This window comes from Paraburkholderia sp. RL17-380-BIE-A, from assembly GCF_046028085.1.
Classification (GTDB): Bacteria; Pseudomonadota; Gammaproteobacteria; order Burkholderiales; family Burkholderiaceae; genus Paraburkholderia.
Window position 1 is genome coordinate 175382 of sequence record NZ_JARESQ010000014.1, and the last position, 24276, is coordinate 199657.

The 24276-nt window shown below is 62.4% G+C and carries 15 protein-coding genes; 6 read left to right on the forward strand and 9 right to left on the reverse strand.

What is annotated here, in order from left to right:
- Nucleotides 1-206: 206 nt before the first annotated feature.
- A complete protein-coding gene (locus tag P0D68_RS23950) occupies nucleotides 207-2597 on the forward strand; it encodes a hypothetical protein (RefSeq protein ID WP_408300381.1) in 2391 nt (796 codons plus the stop codon).
- A gap of 78 nt (nucleotides 2598-2675) precedes the next feature.
- Here the strand turns inward: P0D68_RS23950 and iolB are convergent, their stop codons facing one another.
- From iolB to P0D68_RS23985, 7 genes are all read right to left on the reverse strand, one after another.
- Nucleotides 2676-3476 (reverse strand): 5-deoxy-glucuronate isomerase, encoded by an 801-nt coding sequence (iolB, locus tag P0D68_RS23955; RefSeq protein ID WP_408186637.1) that lies wholly within the window; start codon nucleotides 3474-3476, stop codon nucleotides 2676-2678.
- On the reverse strand, nucleotides 3473-4399 hold the full coding sequence (gene iolE / locus P0D68_RS23960; RefSeq protein WP_408186638.1) for a myo-inosose-2 dehydratase: 927 nt from the start codon (nucleotides 4397-4399) through the stop codon (nucleotides 3473-3475). The genes iolB and iolE overlap by 4 nt, the downstream gene beginning before the upstream one ends.
- 10 nt (nucleotides 4400-4409) lie before the next feature.
- Complete coding sequence (gene iolD, locus P0D68_RS23965; protein WP_408300384.1) at nucleotides 4410-6383, reverse strand: 3D-(3,5/4)-trihydroxycyclohexane-1,2-dione acylhydrolase (decyclizing); 1974 nt, start codon at nucleotides 6381-6383, stop codon at nucleotides 4410-4412.
- Nucleotides 6380-8422 carry a bifunctional 5-dehydro-2-deoxygluconokinase/5-dehydro-2-deoxyphosphogluconate aldolase gene (locus P0D68_RS23970; protein WP_091792649.1) on the reverse strand — a complete coding sequence of 681 codons (2043 nt, stop codon included), beginning with the start codon at nucleotides 8420-8422 and terminating at the stop codon, nucleotides 6380-6382. Before P0D68_RS23970 ends, iolD begins: the two co-directional genes overlap by 4 nt.
- 64 nt (nucleotides 8423-8486) lie before the next feature.
- Entirely contained in the window at nucleotides 8487-9323 is an 837-nt protein-coding gene (locus tag P0D68_RS23975) for an ATP-binding cassette domain-containing protein (RefSeq protein ID WP_408186641.1), read from the reverse strand.
- Between the two features lie 13 nt (nucleotides 9324-9336).
- Nucleotides 9337-10491 (reverse strand): ABC transporter permease, encoded by a 1155-nt coding sequence (locus tag P0D68_RS23980; RefSeq protein WP_408186642.1) that lies wholly within the window; start codon nucleotides 10489-10491, stop codon nucleotides 9337-9339.
- Nucleotides 10492-10636: 145 nt separating this feature from the next.
- Nucleotides 10637-11683 carry a sugar ABC transporter substrate-binding protein gene (locus P0D68_RS23985; protein WP_408300387.1) on the reverse strand — a complete coding sequence of 349 codons (1047 nt, stop codon included), beginning with the start codon at nucleotides 11681-11683 and terminating at the stop codon, nucleotides 10637-10639.
- Between the two features lie 276 nt (nucleotides 11684-11959).
- Here P0D68_RS23985 and P0D68_RS23990 point away from each other — a divergent pair, with 276 nt between their 5' ends.
- From P0D68_RS23990 to P0D68_RS24005, 4 genes are all read left to right on the forward strand, one after another.
- Nucleotides 11960-12841 (forward strand): MurR/RpiR family transcriptional regulator, encoded by an 882-nt coding sequence (locus P0D68_RS23990; RefSeq protein WP_007181073.1) that lies wholly within the window; start codon nucleotides 11960-11962, stop codon nucleotides 12839-12841.
- Entirely contained in the window at nucleotides 12834-13850 is a 1017-nt protein-coding gene (iolG, locus tag P0D68_RS23995) for an inositol 2-dehydrogenase (protein ID WP_408300389.1), read from the forward strand. Before P0D68_RS23990 ends, iolG begins: the two co-directional genes overlap by 8 nt.
- Entirely contained in the window at nucleotides 13850-14893 is a 1044-nt protein-coding gene (locus P0D68_RS24000) for a Gfo/Idh/MocA family oxidoreductase (protein ID WP_408300391.1), read from the forward strand. Before iolG ends, P0D68_RS24000 begins: the two co-directional genes overlap by 1 nt.
- A gap of 887 nt (nucleotides 14894-15780) precedes the next feature.
- A complete protein-coding gene (locus P0D68_RS24005; RefSeq protein WP_041746333.1) occupies nucleotides 15781-16008 on the forward strand; it encodes a sulfurtransferase TusA family protein in 228 nt (75 codons plus the stop codon).
- 136 nt (nucleotides 16009-16144) lie between these two features.
- Here the strand turns inward: P0D68_RS24005 and galU are convergent, their stop codons facing one another.
- Both galU and P0D68_RS24015 read right to left on the reverse strand, forming a co-directional pair.
- On the reverse strand, nucleotides 16145-17026 hold the full coding sequence (gene galU, locus P0D68_RS24010; protein WP_091792656.1) for a UTP--glucose-1-phosphate uridylyltransferase GalU: 882 nt from the start codon (nucleotides 17024-17026) through the stop codon (nucleotides 16145-16147).
- Nucleotides 17027-17099: 73 nt separating this feature from the next.
- Nucleotides 17100-19979 (reverse strand): valine--tRNA ligase, encoded by a 2880-nt coding sequence (locus P0D68_RS24015; protein WP_408300394.1) that lies wholly within the window; start codon nucleotides 19977-19979, stop codon nucleotides 17100-17102.
- 341 nt (nucleotides 19980-20320) lie between these two features.
- Here P0D68_RS24015 and P0D68_RS24020 point away from each other — a divergent pair, with 341 nt between their 5' ends.
- Nucleotides 20321-24193, forward strand: a complete 3873-nt coding sequence (locus P0D68_RS24020) for an ArsR family transcriptional regulator (protein WP_408300396.1) — start codon at nucleotides 20321-20323, stop codon at nucleotides 24191-24193.
- Nucleotides 24194-24276 lie beyond the last annotated feature (83 nt).

The window sequence follows — 24276 nt, forward strand, 5'->3', positions numbered from 1 at the left end:
CTTTCCGATGACGCGTCACGGCGATTCAAACGCTTGATCGTTTGGTGAGCGTCCTCCAGAAATCTTGTCGGCAGCGCGCTGACAAATAAAGACAATCGGGTAAAAGACGCGCGACGGCGGCTTGCTGTTTAAAGCCTGCGTATGCGCGACTCACCATGCCGTGCCCGGCGCGCGAAAGACGCGTCGCGGCTCCAGGAGGAGACATCATGAGATACGGACGCGCGTTGGATAAGGTGTCGGCGAATCATGCGCCGATGCCGGCTTCGCACGAGGCAAGCCCGAAGCGCGCCTGGCGCTCGCCGATCAGCGCGGGCGCCGCGCTGTTGACGGCGGCGTTGCTGATGTCCGCCTGCGCCGATGCCAGTTCGACGATGGGCGACGCGGCGTCCGCACCGGCAAATCCCGCGAACAAGGCAGTTGATGTGGCGAGCAACAACGTCAGCACGAATGACAGCCGTGGAAGCGGCAACGGCAATTCCAACGGCAACGCCAATTCCAACGCCGCCGCCACGGATCCCGCGCTCGCCACTCAACCTGGCGCCTCTACACGTCGTCCCACACTCGAACTGGCCAAAGCCAAACAGCTAGCCGCGGAACAAAGCGTCGCGGCGCGCGTGCCATCGGCGAGCGGCCTGACCGAAAAGCGCAGCCGCCCGCTGACGCTGCGCGATTCCGGCATCGACGGTTCGCTGATGTTCGCGCGCGACGTGGACTTCCGCGTGACGGGCGACATCGGCTTCATGATCCACGACATGGCGGCGACGCTAAGCCCGGCGCGCGCCGGCCAGCCGATCGTATTCGACGATCCGACCAGCGTCACGATCAACGTCCACCGCGGCCATGTCACGCTGGACAGCGACAAGCTCACCGCGATCTTCAATCGCTACCTGTTCCAGTATCAGGGCTCGCCGCTGCGCAATATGCGTGTCGTTCCGCAGGACGGCGGCAACTTGCGCATTACCGGCGAGATGCATCGCGAGACATGGGTGCCGATCGTGTTGAGCGGATCACTGTCGATGCGCAACACCGAGGAACTCGTGTTTCACGCCGATCATGTCGAAGTGGCTGGCGTGGGCGCCGACAAGCTGATGCAGGCCGCCCACGTGAAGATGGCCGACCTGCTGAAAGTGGACACGCCGATCGCGCGTCTCGACGGTGACGACGTTGTGATGCAGGTGGCCAAACTGACGCCGCCGCCCGCGTTGCGCATGACGATCACGCAGATCGAGACGAGCGCCGCGGGCGTGCGCTTCACGCTCGACGACCGGAGCGTGCCGAACATCGTCTGGCCCGCGACGATGCCCGCGCGCGGCATGCTGGTGCAGGGCGGCGACGTCAAATTCATGCGCTCGATGCCGATGAACATCGACATGGCGCTCACGCCGATCGACAACAAAGCACCGTTCGTGCTGGATCTGTATCACTATCGCGAGCAGATGGCGGCCGGTTTTTTCACCTTCGACGAAGCAGGTGCGCTGGACGTGCATCTGCCGTCGTATACGACGCTAGCCAGCGCGGACAAAGACAAGGACTCGCCGGCGCAAACCGGCAGCGCGAGCGCGCGTTATAACGACAGCTTCATTCGCGCCCAGCAGGCAGCGCTCGCGCAGGCGCGGCTCGTGTGGCAACGCGTGCCGCAGACCGTGCAAACCGCCGCGGTGGCGCGCGCGATTCCGGTCGGCACACGCGCGGCGTTTTCCGGGCAGCGCATGTCGACGCCGGGTTCGGCGTTCAGCGATGAGCGCCATTCGCCGGGCCCCGCGCCGCTGATTCACGTCGAGAACGTCGACTTCTACGTGGCGGGGCGCATCGGTTTTCATGTGCGTTCGCTGGACGCGCAGATGGTGCCGAAAAAGCCGGGACAACCGGTCGATCTGGACGATCCCGATCAGTACGATATCCGCATTATCGGCGGCGAGGTCGTGGAGCCGTGGCCCGCCATGGCGGCGCTCTTCAACGACTATCTGCTCGACTACGAGCCGCGTTCGCTCAACGACCTGCAGCTGAAACCCGTGGACGGCAAACTCGAAGTGACAGGTGGCATCAAGTTGTGGAATCACTTTCCTGGAGTCTGGCTGCCGACCACGATGAGCGGCACGATTGTCGCCAAAGACGAGCGGCACCTGGTGTACGAGCCAACTTCGGTGAAGGTGCTGGGCGTGCCGCAGGCCGGCTTGCTGCGCGCGCTGGATATTCCGCTCGCTTCACTCACGCCGTTCACGCGCAAGGGTGTGGCGCTCAAGGGTAACGAGCTGGTGTTCGATCAGTACACAGTGTTTCCGCCGCCGGTCCTGCAAGGGCGTCTCGCGAGCGCGACGGTCACGGATGAAGGCCTCGTGCTGAAGTTCAAGCGCGATAGCAACGTCGCGGCGGCAAGGCCGCCTGCGGGCGCGGGCAAGAGCTTCGTCTGGATCGAGTCCGGCGACGTGAAGATGTTCAATTCGCTGGTGACGAATACGCGCACGTTCATCAAGGACAGCTCGAACGCGGGCGTCATGAAGTTCGATCTGTACGCTTATCGCAAGGACGTGTCGAAGGGAACGGTGAGGATGGGCGAGGATGGCGGCCTGGATGTCGATCTGGCCGTCAGGAAGTAGCGTGGCTCAACTGGAGCCCGTTTGAAATTGGTTGAAGCCTGCGCGATGCCGTCTTGATGCGCCGCGCAGGCCGCAAGTTCAAGCGTCCTTATTGATGATCCACTCGTGCGCCGGGTCATTGCGGAAATGCCAGGTCCGCTTGCCGCCTGCCATGACGTTCAGATAATACGAGTCATAGCCATACGGCACGACCACGGGGTGATAGCCGCGCGGCACCATGACGACGTCGTGATCCTCCACCGCCATCGACTCGTCGATATCGCGCATGTCGGTGTACACGCGCTGGAACGCAAACCCTTGTGGCGGATCGAGCCGGTGATAGTAAGTCTCTTCGAGCGAACTCTCGTGCGGCACGTTGTCGGTATCGTGCTTATGCGGCGGGTAGCTCGAAGCGTGTCCGCCAGGCGTTCTGACTTCGACCACCAACAGTGATTCCGCGGGCTCGGTCTGCGGAAGAATATCGCAGACATATCGCGTATTCAGGCCTTTGCCGCGTGTCGAGCGCTTCATCGAAGCGGGCTCGATCAACCTCGCGGGATACTTGCCTTCGGCAGGCGCGCTCGCCACGCCGATCTCGGCATCGCGGCAAGCGCGAACCGTCGCCCGCACGTTCGGCGGCAGATACACCGCATAAGGCGCGGCGTCCTCGAACACGCTGTCACGCGAGCCGAGGGAACGCCAGGTGGTCTCCGCGGTTTCGATGTCCACTGTGCCGGTGAGCACGACAATGCACACTTCGCGCGTTGACTCGTGCACGTGCACCACTTCGTTCGTGCCGAGGCGGTAAGCGGCAAACCCCACATATCGCCAGCAGGCCGACTCCGGTGTCACTCGCGCGATCGTTTGGCCTTCGCGCTGCGCCTTCACCAACAAACTCATGCTGCCTCCTGCCCGGTCTTGTTTGCGGCGTCGAGCGGCGCATCGACCAACGCGCGCAACGTTTTGTAGCCCTTTTGCGCATACTCGAACGACGGCGCCACGACCGGGTCCTGTTCGGCTTCGACCACCAGCCAGCCGCGATAACCGTGCCGCTTCAATCGCTCGATGATCGCCGGGAAATTCACCGCGCCGTCGCCAGGCACCGTGAAGGCGCCGGCGATCACCGCGTCCAGAAAACTCCAGTTGCGATTGCGCGCGAGCTTCATCACGGCGGGGCGCACGTCCTTGCAATGCACATGGCAAACCCGTGCGATATGTTTGTCGAGCACGGCGAGGGGATCGCCTCCGGCAAACGTGATGTGTCCCGCGTCGAACAGCAGGCCGACGGCGTCACTGGTGCGCGCCATCAACTGATCGACATCGGCAGGCGTCTCGACATAAGCGCCCATGTGATGATGGTACGCGAGCCGCACGCCTCGGCTTAGGGTATAGCGCGCGAATTCGTCGACACGCTCCGCATAAGCGGCCCATTGCGCGTCGCTGAAAAAACGCGGCCGTTGATAAAGCGGCTGCGGCGCGCCCTGAATCGAATCGGCGACCTCGCCATACACCATCGCCGTCGCGCCGTTTTGCGCGAGCAACTCCAGATGCGGGCCGACGGCGGCGATTTCCTCCGCTACGCTTTGCCGAGCGAGACGTCCGGAATACCAGCCGGAGACTAGCGCGAGATCGTATTGCGCGAGCAGCGTCTTCAGCGCCTGCGGCTCGCGCGGAAACTTGTTGCCCAGTTCGAAGCCTTGATAGCCGATCTGGCGGCCTTCCGTCAGCGCCACCTCGAGCGGCGTCTCGCCGCCGAGCGAAGGCAGATCGTCGTTCATCCACGAGAGCGGATTGATGCCGATACGTACGTCGAAAGCAGTCATGCGGGCGTCCTCATTCGTTGTCGGTGGGGCCGGCGTTTGGCGCGGAGCTGGACGGTTCGGCGCGTGCCGCGAGTTGGGTTTCGTATTTCGCACGGGCGTCGCGTACCGCGGGGCGCGCTGAGACTTCCGGCACGGCCACTTCCCACCACCAGCCGCCGTCGTCCGTGGTGCGGGCAGCGTCGGTATCGATGCTGATGACATAGGTGCGATCGGCCACGCGCGCGCGTTGCAACGCAGCTTCGAGTTCGGCGACGTTCGCGGCGTGTTCGGCCTGCGCGCCCAGGGCGCGCGCATGGCCGGCGAAATCGATCTTGGGTGCGCCGAGCGGGCCCTGCTTGCAGTCTTCGAGCAGGTTGTTGAACGGCGCGCCGCCGCACGCCTGCTGCAAGCGGTTGATGCAACCATAGCCGCGATTGTCGAGCACCACGACGATCAGCTTCGCGCCGATCATCACGGAGGTCGCGATCTCGCTGTTCATCATCAGATAGCTGCCGTCGCCGACCATCACGATCACTTCACGCGCGGGCCGTGCGAGCTTGACGCCGAGTCCGCCGGCGATCTCGTAGCCCATGCACGAATAGCCGTACTCGACGTGATACGAGCCCGGTTTGCCGGCGCGCCACAGTTTATGCAATTCGGCGGGCAGCGTGCCGGCCGCGCAGACGACGATATCGTTAGCCGGCGAGCTTGCGCTCGAACGCTGTATCGCGCCGATCACATCGCCCTCGTAAGGCAGCACGCTGTCGCGTTGCGGCGCATGGGTGAGCGTGCTCACCGTATCGCGCCAGCCCGCCGCGAGTTTGTGTGCGCGCGCGGTCCAGGTGCGATCGGCGTGCCAGCCTTGCAGGGGTTCGGCGAGCGCATCGAGCGCAAGCCGCGCGTCGGCTTCGACCACCAGCGCGCGATGCTTGAGGCCGTCGAAAGCATTGACGTTGATGGCAATCACATCGGCTTGCGTGAACAGGGTGTTCGAGCCGGTCGTGAAGTCCTGCAAGCGCGTGCCGATCGCCAGCACGCAATCGGCGTCGTGTGCGAGCGCGTTCGCGGCGGGCGAGCCCGTCACGCCCAGCGCGCCCGCGTTCAACGGATCGTTCCAGGCAAGCGACCCTTTGCCGGCCTGCGTTTCCGCGACCGGAACGCCGTGCGCGGTGGCGAAACGATGCAGTGCATCGGAGGCGCGGCCGTAGAGCACACCGCCGCCCGCGACGATCAACGGCCGCCTGGCCTGCCGCAGACGCGCGAAGGCGGCCTCGATTTCGTCGATGCGCGGCGCGGGCGAATGAAACGTGACGATGTGCGGCTTGAAGAAGTCGACGGGGAAATCCCATGCCTGCGCCTGCACGTCTTGCGGCAACGCGAGCGTGACCGGTCCGCACAAGGCGGCGTCCGTCAGTACGCGCACGGCGCGCGGCAGCGCATTGAGCAATTGCGCCGGATGCACGATGCGGTCGAAGTAGCGCGACACCGGCTTGAGCGCGTCGTTGGCGGAGACGCCGCCGTCGTGGAAGTCTTCGAGCTGCTGCAAGACAGGATCGGGTGCGCGCGAGACGAAGATGTCGCCGGGCAACAGCAGCACCGGCAAACGGTTCACGTGGGCCAGCGCCGCCGCGGTCACGAGGTTGGTGGCGCCCGGTCCGATCGACGTCGTGACGGCCATCATGCGGCGGCGGAAATGCGCCTTCGCATAGGCGATCGCGCTGTGTGCCATCGCCTGTTCGTTATGGGCGCGCAGAGTCGGTAATTCGTCGCGGTGCTGATACAGCGCTTCGCCGATCCCCGCCACGTTGCCGTGGCCGAAGATGGCGAACACGCCGCCGAACAGCGGATCGGTGCCGTGGCCGTCCTCGGTCGCGACGCGTTGCGCGGCGAGATAGCGGACCAGCGCCTGCGCGGCCGTCAGGCGCACTGTGCCGCCCGAGCCCGTGCGAGCAAGGCTGGCGTCGTTGGCGGACGCCGCGTCGTGATGCATTACGCGCTGATTCATGCGGCCTGCTCCTGATGGACGTGGTGGGTCGCGCCCGGTTGCGTGGCGCTCGCGCCACGTGCTGCGCGCCACGAAGCGATCAACGTTTCGAAGGTGCGGCGCACGCGCGCGATCAATTCGTCGTCGCCGATTTCTCCGGCGAGCCACGCATGGCTCGGTTCGTGGAAGATCGTGCGCCCGACCGTGAAGCCGCGGCATGTCGCCGATTGCGCCGCCGCGCGAAAACCCTCGTTCAACTGTTCGACGGCCGCCGACAAACCGAGCAGCACCACGCCCCGGCAATACGGATCACGCTCGGCGATCAGCGCGTCGACGTTGCGCCATTGCGCGGCGTCCATCGGTTCGAGCTTCCACCACTCGGGATAGATGCCGATGTTATACAGGCGCTTCAATGCGCGATACACGGTGTCCGGCGCTTGCGGCAAATGCGCGTGCTTCGGCGGGATCACTTCGAGCAGCAGTTCATGGCCGCTTGCTTGCGTCGCGTCGTAGAGCGCGCGCAATTGGGCTTCCTGTTCGAGGCGCTGCTCGATGGGTTCGTCGGGATGAAACTGCACGAGGCATTTGACGATATGTTCCTGCGGCCAAGGGATCAGCGTGGTGCCGATCGAACGGCCATGATCGAACACGAGCGGCACCGAGCCCGGCAGTTCCACCGGGCGGCCGATCCACCAGCCGCGGCCGGTGGCCGCGTTCAGCGCGTCCTGGCCGTAGCGGTCGTCGATCAGCACGCCGATGCGGTTTTGCAAACCCAGCGCGCGCTCGGTTTGCGCGACGGCTTCCACGAACAGGCCTTTCAGTTGCGCAATGCGCGCGTCGTCGGCGCCGGTTTGCTGCGCGAGTTCGAAGAACTGGTTGCGGTGGTCGAAGGCGAAGCCGAGCACTTCGTCCCATTGTTTGCGGGCCGGCGAGACGCGATGCAGTCGTGCGAGGCGCGCGTCGCGATCCGGGCGGCGCATGCGCTGCGGATCGGCTTTGGCTTCGCGCAGGAAGTAGTCGAGTTCGGCGGGCGTCGGCATGGCCGGTGCGCAGCCGTGACGTGACACGACCAGCGCGCCGCTCGCGTTCGCGGCGCGTGCGCACGCTTCGAGCGGTTGATCGCGCAACCAGCCGGAGAGAAAGCCCGAAGCGAACGCGTCGCCGGCGCCGAGCACGTTCAGCACTTCGACTTCCACGCCGCCTTGAATCGGCACGTCGTCGAGCGAGGCCGGCACCGCGCCGTCGATAATCTGACAGCCCAGCGGTCCGCGCTTGAGCACCAGCGTGGCCGGCGTGACGGCGCGCACCATCGCGAGTGCGTCGACCAGTTCGGTCTTGCCGCCGGCAATACGGAATTCTTCCTCGGTGCCGATCACCAGATCGAACAGCGGCAGAATGCGCTGCAAATGCGCGGTGACGCCTTCGCTCGCGACGAAACGCGTTTCACCGTCGGCTTTGCCGGTGAGACCCCACAAGACCGGACGGTAGTCGATATCGAGCACGGTGCGCACCTGGTTGCGGCGCGCGTAATCCAGCGCGCGGCGGCTCGTGCGGTTCACCTGCTCGGTGGAAAAGTGCGTGCCGGTAATCAGCAGCGCTTTCGACGACGCGATGAAAGCCTCGTCGAAATCCGCTTCATCCACTGCCATATCCGCGCAGTTCTCGCGGTAGAAAATCAGCGGGAACGTGTCGCGGTCTTTCAGGCCGAGCAGCACGAGGGCGGTCAGGCGCTCCTGGTCGATACGCACGTGGCTGACGTCGCAGCCCTCTTTGGTAAGCGTCTCCGTGAGAAAGCGGCCCATATGATCGTTGCCGACGCGTGCCAGCATCGCTGACGCGAGACCGAGGCGCGCGCAACCGAACGCGATATTCGCCGACGATCCGCCGAGATACTTCGCGAAGCTCGACACGTCTTCGAGCCGCGCGCCGACCTGCTGCGCGTACAGATCGACGGCGAGGCGCCCGAGGCAGACGATGTCGCGGCTGCGGCCCGGCGCGAAGCGGCTGGCCGCCGTCGCCGGGGCGGACGTGTTTGCGCTGGATGTGCTGGAATGATCCATGAAGTTTCCTGAATAGCTGAGCGCGGTGGCCGGCGCAGCGGCGCCGGTTCCTCGCGCGAATGAATCAGATCGTCGCGCCTTCGAGTTCGCCGATCATCTTCTGCATCTCGGCGCCGCCGGCCATCATGTCGAGCACTTCGTCCTTGCTGATGGTTTCCTTGGTGAACGTGCCGAGCGATTTGCCGCGATTGAGCACCGTGAACGAATCGCCGATCGGATACGCGTGATGCACGTTGTGCGTGATGAAGATCACGGAGATGCCTTTCGCGCGCGCCTTGTGGATCAGCTTCAGCACATTGAAGCTCTGCTTCACGCCGAGCGCGGCAGTCGGTTCGTCGAGAATCAGCACGCGTGCGCCGAAGTGAATCGCCCGCGCGATGGCCAGACACTGTTTCTCTCCGCCGGACATGGTGCCGATCGGCTGATGCGGGTCGCGCACGTTGATGCCCATTTCCGCGAGTTTGTCGCGCGCGGTGGTGGCGCTCGTTTCCAGGTCCATCACGCTCAGGAAGCCGAACAGTTTCTTTTGCGGCTCGCGTCCCATGAAGAAGTTGCGTGCGACGGAGAGTAGCGGCACCAGCGCCAGATCCTGATAGACGGTGGCGATGCCCAGGTCGAGCGCGTCTTTCGGCGACTCGAACAACACCGGTTTGCCATCCACCAGATACTGGCCGGAAGAGGGCTGATGCACGCCGGCGAGCGTCTTGATCAGTGTCGACTTGCCCGCGCCGTTGTCGCCGAGCAGGCAATGCACTTCGCCGCGTCGCAGACGCAAGGTCACGCCGCTCAGCGCGATCACCTTGCCGAAGTATTTGTTGACGTTTTCGAGCGCGAGGATCACGTCGTCCTCGCGAGCGCTCGCGCTGCCCACGGCATTCGCTACGGTATTCGTATCGGACATGGTCGTCTCCTCGTTACGCCTGCGAGACGCGGCGGCGCACATAGTGATTGAACAGCACGGCGATCAGCAGCATCACGCCGAGGAACACGCGGAACCAGTCGGAACTGACGTTCGTGTAGGTAATGCCGATCTGCACCACGCCAAAGATCAACGCGCCGAAACACGCGCCGACCACCGATCCGTAGCCGCCCGTCAGCAACGTGCCGCCGATCACCGCGGCGATGATCGCTTCGAACTCCTTCTGCAAGCCCCGGTCGGCGGCAGCCGAGCCGATATCGCACACCTGCAGCACCGCGAACAGGCACGAGCAGAACGCGGTCAACACGAACAGCGAAATCTTCACGCGACGCACCGGCACGCCGACGTTCTTGGCGGCGTTGGCGTCGCCGCCTACCGCGAGAATCCAGTTGCCGGCGCGTGTTTTCGCCAGCACGAACGCGCAGACCGCGGCGAGTCCGAGCCACCACAGAATCACCTTCGGAATGCCCGGCACGAGCGCGTGGCCGTTATCGAGCAGCGTGCCGATGCCGTGATGCGCGAGCATCGTGAAGAGACCGTTCAGCGCGACGCCGTGAAACAGCGTGTTCGCAAGCCAATCCTGTTGCGCGAGATCGCCGACGCCGGAGACGATGGTGCGGTCCGCGAACATGATCGACAGCGCGAGCGTGAGGCCGCGCAAGATAAACAGGAACGCGAGCGTGACGATGAACGAGGGCAGGCGCGTACGCATGACCAGATAGCCGTTCAGCGCGCCGAGCAGCATGGAACCGGCAAACGCGAACAGAATGGCGAGGGAAATCGGCCAGTGAAAATAGACAGACGGAATCGCGACCATCATGCCGGCGAAACCGATCATCGAACCGATCGACAGATCGAACTCGCCGGCGATCATCAACAGACACGCGCCCACGGCGAGAATGCCCAGATACGCGGACACCTGCGACCAGTTCATCACGCCGTCGAGATTGAACATGCCGGAGTTGCCGGCCGTCAGCGCGAAAACGAGAAACACCAGTACCGCGCCGGAAATCGCGGCGAATTCGGGGCGGTTCAGCACATGGCCGAACCTGGATTCCTTGCGCAGCCGTTCATCCGAATCGGGCAGCGGCGGGGCTGCCTCAGTAGTCGTCTTGACGTGCGGTGGGAAGTGTTTGCCGGCTACACCCATGATGTCTCCTTGGAACCCGGTTGTGCCTGCCTCGCGCGGGGATGAATTGCGAGAACGACAGCCGGTGAAATGCGCGGTGGCGGCGGGCGGCCCGTCCGGTATCGAAACGGTGCCCGCCGTGCGCGTGACTAACTAGAGAAAAGAATCAGCGGTACTGCCCTGCGTACTTGATGACCTTGTGGAGGTTTTCCTTGGTGATGAAGCCCGGGCCCGAACGGATATTCTTCGGGCCGTAGGACGGCGCGAGACCGTAGGTGGCAAGCCGTTCCTTGAACTTCGGATTCGCCTCGAGAATCTTGCGGATCTTCGCGGGATCGGTGGTGTGCTCTTTCTTCACGATCGCCAGCACGGCCACGGGGATATAACCTTGCAGGTACGGCTGCTGGTCGATCGCGAACTGGATCGTGCCGTTCTGGATCGCTTTGGCGATGTCGTCGGAGAAGTCGAACGTGCAGAAGTAGATCTTGCCCGCCAGACCCATTTGCGTGACCGCTTTCAGTGTGGCCGAAGCCGGGGTCGGTCCGAGCGTCAGGATTGCACCGGTGTTCGGGTGATTACGCAGATACGCGCTGACCTTCGATTGAATTTCGGTCGGGTCCTGGCCGGAGTCGATGGTGGACGACTTGTAATCGACGCCGATCGCTTCGGCAAAACCGCGGCAACGGTCGAACGACACGGTGTTGGTGGCGAGGTGATTCACGCACAGGAACGACTTCACGCCTGCTGCCTTGGCTTTCTCACCGGCGGCTTTGCCTGCCACATATTCGGGCTGGCCCACGTGCATGATCGCGCCGAGTTGCGCGCTCTGTTCCTCCGTGCCGGAATTGATCGTGACAAGCGGAATCTTTTTCGCGGTGACTTTGTTGATCGAGCTCTTCAGCACGTCGAAGTCGGCGATGGTGACGATCACGCCGTCGTAGTTGCGCGCGGCGGCCTGCTCGACCAGACGCGCCATATCGGCAATGTCGCCGTTCGGCGGATTGCGATAGTCGGTCTCGACGTTGAAGTCCTCGTCGGCCTGTTTGATGGCGTTCTTGATGGTGTTCCACCACGAATCCGAATCCGGCGCGTGGCTGATCAGCACGAAGTGTGCGTCAGCCGCGCGGGCGGCCGAGGCCGCGCCGAATCCCGTCGCCAACGTCAATGCCGTCACCAGAATCCTGAGCGTAGCCTTGCCCTTGCAAAGTCTCATTGTCTCCACCTTTCTCGGTATGTCGTTTTTGAAGGGAGCGTCTGGCGGGCGGCTTTTCATCCGCATACGGCCCGGGTGTGTCCACCAAAGCACCATCGCTCACGACCAAGATTAGGTCATCTTCCGAGGTGTTGCAATGAAAATTTCATTACAAATAAAAATGGAAAATACGTTCCATTTGATTCGGCGGCTGCCTATAATCGGCAGCGTCAGGAGGCCGTGTGGCGGGCGTGACGAGCGGCTGCCGCACTGCAATAAAGCACCCGAGAGAGAGCCATGGCGGAAGAGAGCACTGAAGAATTGCCAAGCGTCGAAGAATTGATGCAGCGCATCGCGGAAAACTACGACGCGTTGCCGCGTCAGTTGAAGAATGTCGCGACCTATATCGAGCAGCACCGTTCGAGCGTGATGGTGGACCGTACCAGCGACATCGCCGCGAGTTGCGGCGTGCATCCGTCCGCCGTGGTGCGTTTTGCGCAGCGCTTCGGCTTTTCCGGATTCTCTGATCTGCAGGCGGTATTTCGGCAGGCTTACACCGGACAGGGCAGTTCGTCGCCGAGTTATCAGCAGCGGATTCGCAAGCTGATCGACGAAAAGCCGGGCGCGCTGTCCGGCGGCTCAGTGGCGCGTGAATTCATCGCGGCCTCGCGCGGCGGTCTCGAAGAACTCGAAGCAGGGCTCGACGACAAGCAGTTCGACGCCGCGGTGAAGATGCTGCAGCAGGCCGACAACATTTACGTGATCGGCGTGCGGCGTTCGTTTCCGGTGGCGAGCTATATCGTTTATGCGTTGCAGCACACGCCCAAACGCGTGCATCTGGTGTCCGGTTTCGGCGGCATGTACCGCGAACAGATTCGCAGCGTGAAAAAAGGCGACGTGGTGATTGCGATCAGTTTTGCGCCCTACGGAAAGGAAACGCAGTATTGCTTGCGTGTTGCGCATCATCACCAGGCCAAGACGCTCGTTATTACGGATAGCCAACTATCTCCGCTCGCACGTTACGCCACCACGCAATTGTATGTAAAAGAGGGCAGCGCGTTCGCGTTCCGCTCGCTGACCAGCACGATCTGCTTGTGCCAGGCGTTGTTCATCGCGCTTGCGTACAAGCTCGAATTGAATGTTGAAGAATCCAAAGACACCGGAGGATACGATGACTGATGGGGCAAAGACGATCGACGTGGCCATATTCGGCGCGGGGCGCATCGGCAAGATTCACGCGGCGAATCTCGCGCGGCAGCCGGGCGTGCGGCTCAAGTATGTGGTCGACGTGAATCGTGAGGCGGCCGCCGCGCTCGCCGCCGAGCACGGCGCGCAGGTCGCGGATATCGACGGCGCGATGGGTGATGCGTCCGTTGGTGCGACCGTGATCTGTTCGAGCACGGACACGCATGCGGATCTGATCATGCAATCCGCCGCGCAGAAGAAGCACGTGTTCTGCGAGAAGCCGGTCGATCTGACGCTGGCGCGTGCGCAGGCTTGCGCGGACGCGGTCGAGCGCGCGGGCGTGGTATGCATGATCGGTTTTCAGCGCCGCTTCGACCCGACCTTCTCGGCGCTGAAGGCACGTCTGGACGCCGGCGAAATTGGCACGCCGGAAATGCTGGTGGTGACGAGCCGCGATCCGGGTGCGCCGCCGGTCGAGTACATCCGGCATTCGGGCGGCATCTTCAAGGACATGCTGATTCACGACTTCGACATTTTCCGCTGGATTCTCGACGACGAGGCCGACACGCTGCATGCCACCGGCAGTTGTCTGAGCGACCCGGCGATCGCCGATGCGGGCGATATCGATTCGACCGCTGTGACGATCCGCACGAAGCGCGGCCGCCTGTGCCAGATCAACACCGCGCGCCGCGCCGCGTACGGCTATGACCAGCGCTTCGAGGTGCTGGGCAGCGCCGGCATGCTGCAGGCGGGCAACGTGCGGCCCACGGAAGTCACGGCGTACTCGAAAACCGAGGTGTCGAGCGATGTGCCCGAAGCGTTTTTCCTAGAACGTTATCGTGCCGCTTACGCGCATGAAATCGCGCATTTCTTCGATGCCGTGACGCACGGCAAGCCGGTGCGCACCGCGGTGGCGGACGGCCTGAAAGCGCTCGAACTCGCCGAGGCCGCGAGCCGTTCGTGGCGCGAGGGCCGCGTGGTCAAACTGGGCGAGGCGTTGTGATGACGGCGGCCGCGGCACGGCTTCGGGTGGGCGTGGTCGGACTCGGGCGTCTCGGCAAGCGGCATGCGGAAAATCTGGCGTATCGCGTGCCGGGCGCGTCGGTCGTGGCGGCTTGTAGTCCTGTGGAAGAGGAGCGGGCGTGGGCGCGTGAAGCGTTGCCCGCGCCGCGGCTGTACGACGATTACGCGGAGTTGCTCGCCGATCGGGAGGTGGATGCCGTTTGGCTGGTGACGCCGTCTTCGTTGCACGCGCAGCAGATCGTCGATGCGTTGCGTGCGGGCAAACATGTGTTTTGCGAGAAGCCTTTGTCGCTGGATCTGGCGGAGTGCGAGCGGGTGCTGGCCGAGTCGGCGCGCTATCCGCATTTGCAGGCGACGATCGGCTTCATGCGGCGCTTCGATCCGAGCTATAAGGACGCGTTCGACAAGATCGAAGCGGGCAAGATCGGCCGGCCGTTTCTGGTGCGCTCGCAGACAGCCGATCAGAACGATAGCGACGGTTTTTTTGTGCGCTTTGCGGCGACGTCTGGCGGCATCTTTTTAGATTGCACGGTGCACGATATCGATGTGGCCCGGTGGTTATTGGGCAGGCCGCGGGCCAAACGCGTGTTTGCGGCGGGTGTTGCCGCGATGCATGAAGGGCTGCAGGAATTCGGCGATGTCGATAATGGTGTGGCGATCTGCGAGTTCGAAAACGGCAAGCTGGCCATGTTTTATGCGTCACGGACGCAGGCGCATGGAAATGATACGCATAGCGAAGTGATTGGTACTGGTGGGGCGCTGGCTATCGGCCATAATCCGCGTGCGAATCGCGTCGAGATTTATGACGCCACCGGGATCCGGAACGAATGTACGGCGAATTTTTTTGATCGGTTCGAGGATGCGTTTTTGTTGGAGGCGCGGGCGTTTGTCGCTGCCGTGCGGGGTGGGGCTGGTTCTGCGGCTGCGCAGGCCGGGGCTTCGCTTGCCGATGCTTTGGAGGCTACGCGGATTGGGGTGGCGTTGAGGGAGTCGTTAGGCAGCGGGGAGGCGGTTGGGTTGTAGGGTTTTTGGGGTGTTGGCCTTTCCTTGATTTGTTGGTGGTGTATTAGCGTTGCCCCTGTGCGGGGCGGCACCTACTTTCTTTGCCGCGGCAAAGAAAGTAGGCAAAGAAAGCCGCTTTGAACCGCCAGCCCATAAGCGGGTCCCCCGCACAGTTGCAGTAGTGGTGCATCTGGAATCGGTGTCCTTGCACATTCGGCCTTCGTGACAAAGCAGTCATTCTTCCGGCGGCGCTGCGCGCGCCGTTGTGGTCGTTCAACTAACCAAGTGTGTTTGGGCTTGGCAGCGGGACTGGGTTGCCGAGTTGGGCTCTGACGCGAGCGGCAGCAGCTTGCGATGCCGCGTCGCCCACGCCAGGACCTCCAAAACCACTGCCCCGTCAAAGCATCGCCGAGGCGTAGCCGATGGCCGCGGTAGCGCAGACACAACTGCTGGTTCAAAGGTGGACCGTTCCGACGAGCGCGGAGCGCGAGGTGGGAGGGATGACGCCCTTGTCACTGAAGCCGAATGTGCGAGGACACCGATTCCAGATGCACCACTACTGCAACTGTGCGGGGGACCCGCTTATGGGCTGGCGGTTCAAAGCGGCTTTCTTTGCCTCCTTTCTTTGCCGCGGCAAAGAAAGGAGGTGCCGCCCCGCACAGGGGCAACGCTAATACACCACCAACAAATCAAGGAAAGGCCAAAACCCCGGCGAGAACAAGCAGATGCCGCCCCGCACAGGGGCAACGCATAGAGCACCGCGAACTCAAGAAAAAGGCCAAAACCCTAAAAGAACAACAACCAAAACCGCGCCCCTCCGGCACCCCCACTGCCCCTGCGGTAGAATTCAACCCTCCGTCCGGCGTCACCCACGACGCCCCTCTCCCCGAAGGTCATCGTCGATGCAAATTCAGATTCACAAGGAAGTCGATGCGCGCGGGCTGATGTGCCCGCTGCCCATTTTGCGCGCCAAGAAGGCGCTCGCCGACATGGAAAGCGGCCAGATTCTCAAGGTGCTGGCCACCGATCCCGGTTCGCAGCGCGATTTTGCCGCGTTCGCGAAGCAAACCGGCAATGAAATCGTCGAAAGCTCGGCGCAGGACAAGGTTTTCACTTTCCTGATGAAACGCCGCTGAAACCGGCGCACCGGCGTTCATGCCGGCCCAGTCTGCCGCCCAGAAAACAAAAAAGGCGCTGTGCCCGCGAAAGCGGGGCACAGCGCCTTTTTACTTAGCTTCGACGCCTAACGAAAGCCTGCCGGAAGAAAGCCGTTCAACCTTCCAGCACCGGCGAACGCGTGCGCAGATATTCTTCGAAATCCGCAGCCACTTCCGGGTGACGCAAGGCGAATTCGACCGTCGCCTTCAGATAACCCAGCTTGCTGCCGCAGTCGAAACGCGTGCCGTGATACTTGTACGCCAGCACCTGTTCGTCGGCGAGGAGCGACTGAATTGCGTCCGTCAGCTGCAATTCGCCGCCTGCACCCGGCTTCAACGCACGCAGATGTTCGAAGATGCGCGGCTTGAGCACGTAGCGGCCCACCACGCCGAGATTCGACGGCGCCACGTTCGGCTCCGGCTTCTCGACGATGCCCGACATCTTGATGATCGAATCTTCCCATTCCTTGCCGTCGACAATGCCGTACGACTTGGTTTCCTGCGCCGGGATCTCTTCCACGCCGATCACCGAGCTGTGATAGTGGTCGAACACCTCGATCATCTGCGCCATGACAGGCGGCGTGCCGTACAGCAAGTCGTCCGCGAGAATCACGGCAAACGGGTTGTCGCCCACCAGCTTCTCGGCGCACAGCACCGCGTGGCCGAGGCCGAGCGCCTCCGGCTGACGCACGTAGAAGCAATCCACGTGGCTCGGCTTGATGCTGCGCACGAGCTCCAGCAGCTTGTCCTTGCCGCGAGCCTCGAGTTCGGCCTCGATCTCATACGACTTGTCGAAATGGTCCTCGATCGCGCGCTTGCTGCGGCCGGTGACGAAGATCATTTCGGTGATGCCGGCCGCCATCGCCTCTTCGACCGCGTACTGGATCAGTGGCTTGTCGACGATCGGCAGCATCTCTTTCGGGCTCGCCTTCGTGGCAGGGAGGAACCGGGTGCCAAGACCTGCTACCGGAAAAACCGCCTTTGTAACTTTTAGCATGTGATTACCCTGAATCCTCTGGATTAGCTATCGGTCCTTGCCCGCCTCTTAGGGGGCGGGCATGGAGCGTCGATCAGACCGGCAAGCGCGCCAATTGGGCTTTCAGCTTGCCCACTGTGGCTTCGAATTCTGCCAGTCTTTTCTGCTCCTGCTCAACGACTGCCGGCGGCGCCTTTGCAACGAAACTCTCATTCTGCAATTTGCCGTTGCACTTGACGATTTCCGTGCTCAGCCGCGCAATCTCCTTCGACAACCGCTCGCGCTCGACTGCCACATCGATTTCCACCTTCAGCACGAGCTTGTCATTCCCTACGATAGCAATTGGCGCGCCATCTGCCTGCGCATCCAGCGTTGCCTCGTCGGCAATGATTTGCACCTCCGACAAACGGGCCAGTGCCTGTGCGTACGGAGCAAAGGTGCGCAAGCGCTCCGCGTTGCCGGTAGCGAGCAACGGCACCTTCACCGCCGGCGACAGATTCATTTCGCCGCGCAGATTCCGGCACGCATCGATCACTGCTTTCAGGTCGGCCGCCCACTGCTCGGCGTCTTCATCGATCTTCGACGGTTCGGCAACGGGGTAAGGCTGCACCATGATGGACGCTTCGCCCTCGGCTTTGCCCTCGGGGTAACGTCCGGCCAACGGCGCCACTTTTTGCCACAGCGCCTCGGTGATAAACGGAATCACCGGATGCGCGAGGCGCAGCACCGTCTCGAGCACGCGCAGCAGCGTGCGGCGTGTTGCGCGCTGCTGGTTCGGTTGACCCGTCTGGATCTGAACCTTGGCGAGTTCGAGATACCAGTCACAGTATTCGTCCCATACGAACTTGTATAGGGCGTTGGCCACATTGTCAAAACGATAGTCGGCGAAACCCTTGGCGATTTCCGCTTCCACCCGTTGCAGGCGCGAGACGATCCAGCGGTCGGCCGACGAGAAATTCAGGTGCCCGTCCGGGCCGCATTCACCGCATTGTTCCGGCTTGCCGAAGCCGCAATCGTGGCCTTCGCAGTTCATCAGCACGAAACGGGTGGCATTCCACAGCTTGTTGCAAAAGTTGCGATAGCCTTCGCAGCGCGCGAGATCGAAGTTGACGTTGCGCCCGAGGGTGGCCATGGAGGCCATCGTGAAGCGCAGCGCGTCGGTGCCGAACGCCGGGATGCCGTCGGGGAATTCCTTACGGGTCTTCTTTTCGATCGACGCGGCCTGCTTCGGGTTCATCAGGCCGGTGGTGCGCTTGGCGACCAGCGCGTCGAGGTCGATACCGTCGACGATATCGATCGGGTCGAGCGTATTGCCCTTGCTCTTCGACATTTTCTGGCCTTCGGCGTCGCGCACGAGACCGTGCACATACACCGTGTCGAACGGCACCTTGCCGGTGAAGTGCGTGGTCATCATGACCATGCGCGCCACCCAGAAAAAGATGATGTCGAAGCCGGTGACCAGCACCGACGACGGCAGGAAGTGCTTGAGTTCCTGCGTTTCATTCGGCCAACCGAGCGACGAGAACGGCACCAGAGCAGACGAGAACCACGTGTCGAGCACGTCTTCGTCGCGTTTGAGGGCGCCCGTGTAGCCGGCTGCCGCAGCCTTGGCGCGCGCGTCTTCTTCGGTCTTCGCCACGAAGATTTCGCCGTTTTCGCCGTACCACGCCGGGATCTGGTGGCCCCACCAGAGCTGGCGCGAGATGCACCAGTCCTGAATGTTTTCGAGCCACTGGTAGTAAGTGGTGGTCCAGTTTTCCGGCACGAATTTGATTTCGCCGCTGCGCACCACGTCGAGCGCCGTTTCCGCGATCGATTTGCCGGGATTGAAGGTGCCTTCCGGCGCCGGCTTGCTCATGGCGACGAACCATTGGTCCGTCAGCATCGGCTCGATCACGACGCCCGTGCGGTCGCCGCGCGGCACCATCAGCTTGTGCGGCTTGACCGATTCGAGCGCGCCGAGCGCTTCGAGGTCGGCCACCACCTGCTTGCGGGCTTCGAAGCGGTCGAGGCCGCGGTATTTTTCCGGCGCGTTGTCGTTGATCTTCGCGTCGAGCGTGAGGATTTCGATTTGCGGCAGCTTGTGGCGCAGGCCGACCTGGTAGTCGTTGAAATCGTGCGCGGGCGTGACTTTGACGACGCCGGTGCCGAATTCGCGGTCGACATAATCATCCGCGATGATCGGCACTTCGCGGCCCGACAGCGGCAGCGTGACCGTCTTGCCGATCAGCTGCGCGTAGCGCTCGTCTTCCGGGTGGACCATCACGGCGGTGTCGCCGAGCATGGTTTCCGGGCGCGTGGTGGCGACCGTCAGATGGCCCGAGCCGTCCGTGAGCGGGTACTGGATGTGCCAGAGCGAGCCGTTTTCTTCCTCGCTGACCACTTCGAGGTCGGAGACGGCGGTGAGCAGCACCGGGTCCCAGTTCACGAGGCGCTTGCCGCGATAGATCAGGCCTTGTTCATACAGGCGGACGAACACGTCGCGCACGGCGGCCGACATCTTGTCGTCCATCGTGAAGTATTCGCGCGTCCAGTCGATCGAGGCGCCCAGACGCCGCACCTGGTTCGTGATGGTCGAGCCGGATTGCTGCTTCCATTCCCACACGCGTTCGACGAACTTTTCGCGGCCGAGGTCGTGGCGCGAGACGCCTTGCGCGTCCAGTTGCCGTTCGACGACGATCTGCGTGGCGATACCCGCGTGGTCCGTGCCCGGCACCCACAGGGTGTTTTCGCCGAGCATGCGGTGGTAGCGGGTGAGGCCGTCCATGATCGTCTGGTTGAACGCGTGGCCCATGTGGAGGGTGCCCGTGACGTTCGGCGGCGGCAGCTGGATCGAGAAATCCTTTTTGTTCGGCTCGAAGGAGGGCGCCGCGTAGGCGCGCTTTTCCCATTCAGGGCCCCAGTGGGCTTCGATGGTATGGGGCTCGAAGCTCTTGGCAAGCGTGGAGGTGGTGTCGCTCGGGGTCTCGCTCATTGTGTCGGGTCGGCTGGTGAATGCAAAGAATGCTCGATTATAAGCGGCGCTCCGCGGCCAGGGATTTTTGCTGTTCTGAGACGCCGCTCGCGCGTGCGTCGGCGGCTTCGGCCTTTTTCGGGTCGTGCTCGGGCCGCTGGCCTCTCGGGACTGTCGCGGACGGGCATTCGCGGCATGGCAGCTGCCGCCGCGCAAGCCGGAGCCGTCCGCGAAGACCGACATCGGGGTCGATACACCCAGGTACGACATCTCCGGACTTCGGCCATGCTGCAATGGGCCCGACAGCACGGCGCCTCTCCCATGTTTGCTGTCATTCTTTCCTTCATACGGAGTCTGGAAAAATGACGATATCCCCAGCAAGCGGTCGGACTTCTCCCGTCCGGGACGATTTTTCCAGGCAGAACAGAGAGACTGAAAAGCCCAAGCCGGCAGACCATGCGCCGCCGGATCCGACTCTCGCGCGACCGATAGCTGCGCTGGCGGCCGCGAAGCAGAGCGAAGCCCGTGCCCCTCGGCCGCGGTTTTCCACGTTAGCCGCTTTATCGTCGCGCCAGACATCCGGCGAGGCGCTCCCGGCGCATGTCGCACGATCGGGCCACGCGACGGGGAGAGGCGACACGCTGGAGGTGCCATCGGGTCAAAGCCGTTCCCCGAGGGCTGTATCCGCTCACGCCGGTGCCGTGGCAGGACGGGTTCCCCACGGCCTGAACTGCACGCTTCCCGCTGCGGCCGCCGACCCGCAGCCGGCCACGCCAACCCGTCGCGCGTTGCCCAATGCGAGTCTGGAGGAGTTCAAGGCACTCAACACGAACTTCGACACGCTAGATGGCGAAGCTCACCGCAGCAGCGAGGCGAACTCCCGAATTGCGCAAAAAATTGAAGCCGGTATCCAGCAGGAAATGACCGGATATCCGCCTCAGGTGATCCAGCTCCAGGAAAGACAAACGCACCTGCAAGGGATGCTGGCCGAGCTGCCGGATAGCGAACGTCAATTCTATAGTGGCGTTCTTGCGACGTTGGGCGTGGCCTATCAGCTTGAAACCGATCAGGACAAACGCTACGCGATCAATGAGAAATTGACTGGCCTCGAGAACGCCGTTCGTGAGGGAGTCAGCCGGGTTCGCAACGATCCTGTCGAGCGGGTGCTGGGCCAATTCAACCCGCCCATGGGCGAGGCTTATCTGAACAAGGAAGACAGGGAGCGTGTCGGCCACCTTGCGACATTGCGCGAAGCATTCCTCGGGGCTGCGGACGCCGGCGAACGGGAGGACCTGTTCGCCGAAGCCAGCGACCTCAAAAGCAAACTGCAGGGGCGAATCTCGGTCGAAATCGGCAAACGCCAGCGCGTGGAAAACGCCCGTTGGAAAGAGGCCAACGGCGAAGTAGACCGCATTCTGCAGGAAGCACAGGCGCAGACCGATCCCGCCAGGCGCTACGAACTGATTGGCCGTCAACTTTTTCAGATCAACCCCGGCCAGGACGAGTTGAAGGATAAAGTCGTTCTGGCCTTTACCCAGCGCATGCACGACTCGCCGCAATGGCGGGACACGCTGGACATCTGGCACGATCAGGTCAGCGGCCCACTCAATGCGCATTCAGTCGGCGCGGCCAAACGATATACGGATATTCTCGGCGACCTGCCGCCGGTGAGCGCCGACTACGTGCGCGATCTCAGCGACCGGTACAACGCCGTCCTCAAGGACGTCACTTATAAAGACTATTCGATCACACCTGCGGCGCGCGCGGAAAAGACGGCCGGGCAAGTTCTGGAAGGCGTCGAGCGTGTGCTTCTCGGACTGACGCCTTTAGCGCCGCTGGCGGATCTCCAGCCTTCCACCCTGCCGGACAATGTCCGCATGGGGCTCGATTACGGTTCGGCGTTGCTGGGCTTGCTGGGAGGAGAAGGCTGGGGGATCGCCCGAGAAATCGGTCTTTCAGGTAAAGCGCTTTCCGCAGCGGCGCGGGATGCCGAGGCGGTCAATATGGCGGGAGAAGGAGGCGCCTCAGCAGGCAAAGGTCTGGTTCAGGCCGCGGGCGAGGGCATTCTCGAGGGGCGACAGGCAGAACAGTCCTTGAGTCGCGACGCGCAGGCAGCGGAAAAAGCGTTGCGGGAGCAGACCGTTGCCGAGGCGGGTCCTGCGGTGGATCCGATCAGCCTACTTGCGCGTCAGAGCGTGGGGGACAGCCCTTATGGATCAATGGCGAGCTATGCCGATCCTGGCGTCTCGTTGAAAGATCTCCGTCCGGGCTCGACCCCGGGGATCCTCGTGGATGCCAAAGGTGACCGGTATATCGAACTGGGCGGAGCGGCCTATCACGTCCGCTTTGACCGGGACACCGAAAGCTGGCGGGTGTTTAGCAAAGGAGCGGATTTGAAACCGCAATACCCCGTTCGCCTGAATGAGACATCGCACCAATGGGAGCTTGATGGTGAGGTAGGACTGAGGGGCGGAGCCCCGGGGAAAAAAATGAGCCCTGAAGTCCGGCAGGAACTCATCAGACTGTTGAAGGAAAAAGAGTTATCGATCGGCCAGATAGCAAAGAGATTCGGAATATCTGATTCAACAGTGAGAAGACTTGCGGATAACGAGAAAATCACCGGGGTTCGGGCCGTCTACAAGCCTAAAGTACCTGTCACAGATGAAATGCGACGAGAGGTTATCAAGCTGCTGAGAGAAGGCCAGTTGTTACAGGTCCAGATAGCCAATCAACTGGGAATTTCGGAAATGACTGTCAGCAGGATTGCTGCGGTTGCCGGCATCAGGTCAATAGCCAGACGCGCGTTTCCTCAACGGGCAATCACGCCGGAACTTCGACTGAAAGCCATTCAACTATTAGAGAAGGGCGAGCTGTCCCATAGACAAATAGCACGCGAATTGGGGATCTCCCTTTTTACAGTGAACAATATCGCGAAGAAGCAGAATATCCCGCTTACCGCCGCGGCCTCCCTGCGCAATCTGAAAACGTCACCGGGAGACCGTGAGAAGATCATCGAGCGACTCAAGGAGGGAATGACGAGCCGGGAAATAGTCGCGCAGACCGGTGCATCTCAATCGAACGTGTCGTTGATTGCCAGGCGGGCGGGCCTGGCTCCTCCGCTGCCGAAGGGCGTTACGCCCGAGCAGATCGACCAGATATTCGCACTGAACGACCAAGGGAAAAACACCGGCGAAATCGCCGGTGCAGTCAAGTTATCGAAGGGTAAGGTCAGAGACGTTCTTGCGAATTACAACGCCAATACCTACAAAAGGTCGTGGTGGGATACGACGCCGGAAAACCGCACAGCGGCGATCCAGCAACTGGACGAGGGCAAAACGTCCAGAGTAGTTGCCCGGGACCTGAATCTTCCACTTGAAACGGTACGGGGGGTGGCCAATGAGCACCGGATGGCAAGGGATTCGCTGGCGAGCGAACTTCTAGCCAAAGGCAAATCTCCTGAAGAGGTGGCTGACTCCCTGGACATGCATCCGGAATATGTGAGGCGCCTGACGCACGGCGGACCCGAGAGTACACACGACCTACATTTCACGTCGAAAGACCGGGATGCGGCAATGGACATGTTCGAAAAGGGTTATGACAAAGAAGACGTTGCCAGAAAACTCGGCATCTCCCCATGGAAGGCCCGCAGTCTTGTGAAGGAATTTCAGACGCAAAGCATGCACTCTGTCACGTCCGAGCAACTCGACGATATCGCGCGGATACTCAGCAACGTGAACTACAGCTTGTCGACTGGCGATTTCGCCCAGGCAACCGCCTTGCCCGAGAGCACGATCGCGCTCGTCGAGCAGGAATATGCGGGTGGCTTCATAGCGCCCTCGCGGTCGCCTCAACCGGGCACGTCCTCTGCCATGTCGCCAGGTGCCATAGACCATTACGAATGGATTCCTCCGCTCTCGCCGGAGCAGGAAATCGAGGCAGTTCGTGCAATGAATGAAGGCGATAGTCTCGAGGACGTGGCTGCGCAACTCAAGCAACCTTACGCGGCGATTGAGCGGTTGCACGAGGGGGATCTGCCCCTCCTCGCGCCGCAGGACGAAGCCATTGACGCCTCCCCGGCAGCACTGGCTCGTCCGGCCACGACTGCGTTCAGCGAAGCGGATCGAAGTGAGATTCGAATTCTGGCGCAGAGGAGCGGCGTGAGCGCGTCATTCATTGCCAATCTGATTGGCGCACCCGTGGAAGACGTTCAGACAATATTGGACTCGACTCCCTGAGCACTCCGACATCAAATGAGAAAGCGCTTGCCAGGTGTCGGGCGCTTTCTCATGGCGGGGCCGCGCAGCGGCGCGCCCGAACA

Excerpts from the sequence above, each read along its gene's own strand:
- iolD (WP_408300384.1), bottom strand. The coding sequence starts at position 6,383 with ATGAATCAGCGCGTAATGCATCACGACGCGGCGTCCGCCAACGACGCC.
- P0D68_RS23950 (WP_408300381.1), top strand. The coding sequence starts at position 207 with ATGAGATACGGACGCGCGTTGGATAAGGTGTCGGCGAATCATGCGCCG.
- P0D68_RS23975 (WP_408186641.1), bottom strand. The coding sequence starts at position 9,323 with ATGTCCGATACGAATACCGTAGCGAATGCCGTGGGCAGCGCGAGCGCT.
- P0D68_RS23985 (WP_408300387.1), bottom strand. The coding sequence starts at position 11,683 with ATGAGACTTTGCAAGGGCAAGGCTACGCTCAGGATTCTGGTGACGGCA.
- P0D68_RS24000 (WP_408300391.1), top strand. The coding sequence starts at position 13,850 with ATGACGGCGGCCGCGGCACGGCTTCGGGTGGGCGTGGTCGGACTCGGG.
- iolG (WP_408300389.1), top strand. The coding sequence starts at position 12,834 with ATGACTGATGGGGCAAAGACGATCGACGTGGCCATATTCGGCGCGGGG.
- P0D68_RS24020 (WP_408300396.1), top strand. The coding sequence starts at position 20,321 with ATGACGATATCCCCAGCAAGCGGTCGGACTTCTCCCGTCCGGGACGAT.
- P0D68_RS23980 (WP_408186642.1), bottom strand. The coding sequence starts at position 10,491 with ATGGGTGTAGCCGGCAAACACTTCCCACCGCACGTCAAGACGACTACT.
- P0D68_RS23970 (WP_091792649.1), bottom strand. The coding sequence starts at position 8,422 with ATGGATCATTCCAGCACATCCAGCGCAAACACGTCCGCCCCGGCGACG.
- iolB (WP_408186637.1), bottom strand. The coding sequence starts at position 3,476 with ATGAGTTTGTTGGTGAAGGCGCAGCGCGAAGGCCAAACGATCGCGCGA.
- P0D68_RS24015 (WP_408300394.1), bottom strand. The coding sequence starts at position 19,979 with ATGAGCGAGACCCCGAGCGACACCACCTCCACGCTTGCCAAGAGCTTC.
- P0D68_RS23990 (WP_007181073.1), top strand. The coding sequence starts at position 11,960 with ATGGCGGAAGAGAGCACTGAAGAATTGCCAAGCGTCGAAGAATTGATG.
- iolE (WP_408186638.1), bottom strand. The coding sequence starts at position 4,399 with ATGACTGCTTTCGACGTACGTATCGGCATCAATCCGCTCTCGTGGATG.
- galU (WP_091792656.1), bottom strand. The coding sequence starts at position 17,026 with ATGCTAAAAGTTACAAAGGCGGTTTTTCCGGTAGCAGGTCTTGGCACC.